General features: G+C 65.1%; 1 pseudogene. It reads right to left on the bottom strand.

Annotated elements, in window-relative coordinates:
* Window positions 1–428: 428 nt before the first annotated feature.
* Window positions 429–3,636, bottom strand: a pseudogene (locus EOA60_RS23110) (response regulator).
* Window positions 3,637–3,764 lie beyond the last annotated feature (128 nt).

Genomic DNA, 3,764 nt, shown 5'->3' with positions numbered 1-3,764 from the left:
AGTGACAGTTTCGTGTCAGCCCGGTAACGCCTGAACGGGGATGCCTTGGGGGGCCTGCGGCTGCCATTTGCGGACCCAGCCGAAGTTTGCCGCGGGAATCAGTAGCTTGTCCGACTTTTGAATCAAAAATTATCCCGGCGGCCGGATCTCCGGCCGCCGGGAAATAAAATCCGGACGAGAGCGCGTTGCCTGTGCGCCAGAGCGGATCATGGCCTGGCCATCGCCGAAAACAGGTCCGTTGGGGTAGAGTCGACGCTGTTCCTTGCCGGCGGTCGCTGCTCCCGCCCGTAACCGAAGGGCGGAATCGACAGCAGCCATTGTCCTGACCTGGCCTTCATTTTGTATGGTGCGATCACACCATACGTCTGCGTTGGACGCAGATGACGGACCTCGTCGATGACGCCGTGAACGGCCGCGCAGAAAGGCTGTTATCCGGCGCTGCGGCGGACTTCCGCGTCCGACCCGAGCCATCTTTCAAGCTTCTCGAGCAGCGCCTTCGGGCTGATCGGCTTCGGCAGGTAATCATCCATGCCGGCTTCCAGGCAGCGCTCGCGGTCGCCCTTCAGTGCATGCGCGGTGACGCCGACGATCGGCACATGCGTGCCCATCTCGGCTTCGAGCCGGCGGATGGCCGCGGTCGCCTCCAGGCCGCTCATCTCGGGCATCGACACATCCATCAGGATCATGCGCGGGTTCAGCCTGCCGAAGGCGTCCAGCGCCTTGCGGCCGTTGCCGACGATTTCGAACTGGTATCCAGTCTCGCCCAGGATTTGCGTGAACACCATCTGGTTCACCTCGTTGTCCTCGGCGACGAGAATGTCGAGCCCGGCCTCCGCGCCGGCCAGGCGTGGACGGGCACGCGCCGGCGGCGGCTGCAGCAGGACGCGATCCGCCGCGGTCGCCTGCGCCGTGGACGCCTGCGGCGCGCCGGCCCCGGTCTCGACGTCGCCGGTCAAGGCCGGATGGATGGCCGCCGTGCTGTGGCGATGACGCTGGATGGTGGCGACCAGCGTCTCCAGCAAGATCGAGGAACGCGCCGGCTTGATCAGCTGCGCATCGATGCCGAGATCGCGGTAGGCGGCGCTGGCGAGCGACTGGTCGACCGAGGTCAGCATGATGATCGGCGTGTGCGCGAGGCCGGCGGTGTTGCGCACGATGCGCGCCATTTCGGCGCCGGTCATGCCCGGCATCTGGTAGTCGAGCACGACGCAGTCGACAGGCACGCCGTAGGCGGCAGCCGCCGGCCGCGCAGGAATCGAAGGTCCACGAAGCCATCTGCTCGCTGAGGATCGCGCGGTTGACGGCATTGTCGTCGACGATCAGCACGCGCGCGCCGGTCACGTCGACCGGCATGATCCGCTGCCCGCCTCGCTCGGCCCGCGGCAGCGTGACGGTGAACCAGAAGGTCGAGCCCTTGCCCTCGGCGCTGTCGACGCCGATCTCGCCGCCCATCAGCTCGACCAGCCGCGAGGTGATGGCAAGGCCGAGCCCGGTGCCCTCGTGCCGTCTTGTCGAGGAGGTGTCGACCTGGCTGAATTTCTCGAACACCAGCTTCAGCTTGTCTTCGGGAATGCCGATGCCGGTATCGGTGACCGAGATGGCGAGCTTCGTCCCCGACGGAACGCGCTCGCCGGTCACGTCGACCAGCACATGGCCCTGGTCGGTGAACTTCACCGCATTGCCGAGCAGGTTGGTGACGATCTGTCGGATCCGGCCGACGTCGCCGACGAACTGCCCGTCGAGCCCGGGCTGGACGCGAACGATGAGCTCGAGGTCCTTTTCCTTGGCGCGGGTCGACACCAGCGTCGCCACATCCTCGATCGCCTCGGCAAGGTTGAAGGGCGCCGGGTCGAGCACGAGCTGGCCGGCGTCGATCTTGGAGAAGTCGAGGATGTCGTTGATGATGGTGAGCAACGCGTTGCCCGATTTGACGATGATGTCGGTGAACGTCCTCTGCTTTGGGTCGAGGTCCGACTTTGCGAGCAACTCGGCCATGCCGAGCACGCCGTTCATCGGCGTACGGATCTCGTGGCTCATATTGGCGAGGAACTCCGACTTGGCGCGGTCGGCAAGCACGGCACGCCGGCGCGCCTCGCTGAGCTCGGCCTCGCGCTGTTTCAGTTCCGTAATGTCCGTGGTCGACCCGATCAGATAGAGCGAACCGTCGGACGCGATCATCGCGCCCTTGCGCGCGAACTGGTGACGCACGCTGCCGTCCGGCAGCGTCACCTGTTCTTCGATCTCCTGCGTCTCGCCGGTGCGCAGCACCGCCAGGTCGCCGGCGACGAAAGCTTCGCCGTCCGCGCCGAAGATCTCGACGTCGGTCTTGCCGATCGCCTCTTCCTTGCTGAAGCCGGTGAGATCGCACCAGCCCTTGTTGACGTAGAATTGCCTTAGATCCGAACGCTTCGCGTAGATCGACACCGGCACGTTGTCGATCAGGTTGCGGAACACCTCGTTCTCGCTCATGCTTTCCTTGAGCGCCCGCTCGCGCGCCTTGACCTCGGTGATGTCGGTGCTGGAACCGACCAGATGCACCGATCCGTCGGTCGCGATGAGGCGGCTCTTGCGCGTCATCAGCTGCCGCACCGTGCCGTCGCGATGGGTGACAGGCTCCTCGACTTCGCGCCCCTTGCCGGTCGCGATGACCTCGGCATCGTCATGGCTGTAGCTTTCGGCGTCCTCGGCGCCGAAAAGCTGCCGGTCCGTCTTGCCGATGACGTCTTCCTTGGCAATGCCGGTCAGCGCGCACCAGGCCTTGTTGACGAACTCGATTGTAAGATCCTCGGCCTTGATGAACGCCGCCACCGGCAATTCGTCCATGACATGCCGGTAAAGGTCGATCTGCCGCATCGAGTCGCGCAGCGCCTTCTCGCGGGCCTTGATGTCGGAAATGTCGACGCGCACCCCTATGAACGTGCCGTCGTCCGCTCTCATGTCGTAGACCTGGAACCAACGACCGTCGGGATTGAGCCGTTCATAGGACGAATTGGGCAGGTGGTAACGCTTCAGCATGGCGTCGAGCCAGCGTTCTTTGTCGACACCATAGAGATTGTCGATCTCGACGTCGCCGCTCGACCGGAAATAGCCGGCGGAATGACCGAGAGCGAGCGCCTCGCGTAAGGTGCGGCCCGGCTGCCAGGCCGGCTTCAGCGCCGGCAAACTGTCATGCAGCTTGCGGTTGGCGAAGACGAATTCATCGTGGCGGTCATAGATGATGACGCCGGCCGGCAGCGACTCCAGCACCGTGGCGAGATTCTTGCGCGCATCCTCTGCCTCGGTCTCGCGATGCTTCATGTCGGTGATGTCGACATAGGAGATCAGACGCTTGCCGCCGGCAAGCGGTGCCAGCGAGGCGATCAGCACGCGGCCGTCATTGCGCGGCAACTGCCTGGAACCGGCAACGCCTGCCCGGATTTCGGCCTCGCGCTCGGCGATGTGGCGTTGCCAGCCCACCTCGTCGGCACCATAGGGGTCGGCGTCGCGGCTGGCCTCCATCAGCTCGCGGAAGCCGCAGCCGGCAGTGGCGCGAAGCGGATCGATCTTCCAGAAGTCGTAGAAGGCGCGGTTGATGATCTCCGCCCTGAGCTCGGCATCGAGGACAATGACGCCGATCGGCATCGAATCGACCATCAGGCGAAGATTGGCAAGCGCTTCCGAGGTCGCGGCCGCATGCTGATCGGGGGCGCGGGGGACCGCCGCCTCGCCGCGCTCGACCGCGCCTTCGAAAGAACGGGCGGCGCCCATCTCGAAAGTACCGTCCC

Origin of the sequence: Mesorhizobium sp. M1A.F.Ca.IN.020.06.1.1, from assembly GCF_004023265.1 — a bacterium.
GTDB lineage: Bacteria > Pseudomonadota > Alphaproteobacteria > Rhizobiales > Rhizobiaceae > Mesorhizobium.
The sequence above is the reverse complement of the archived record's forward strand: the minus strand, read 5'-3'. Positions and strand labels throughout refer to the sequence as shown.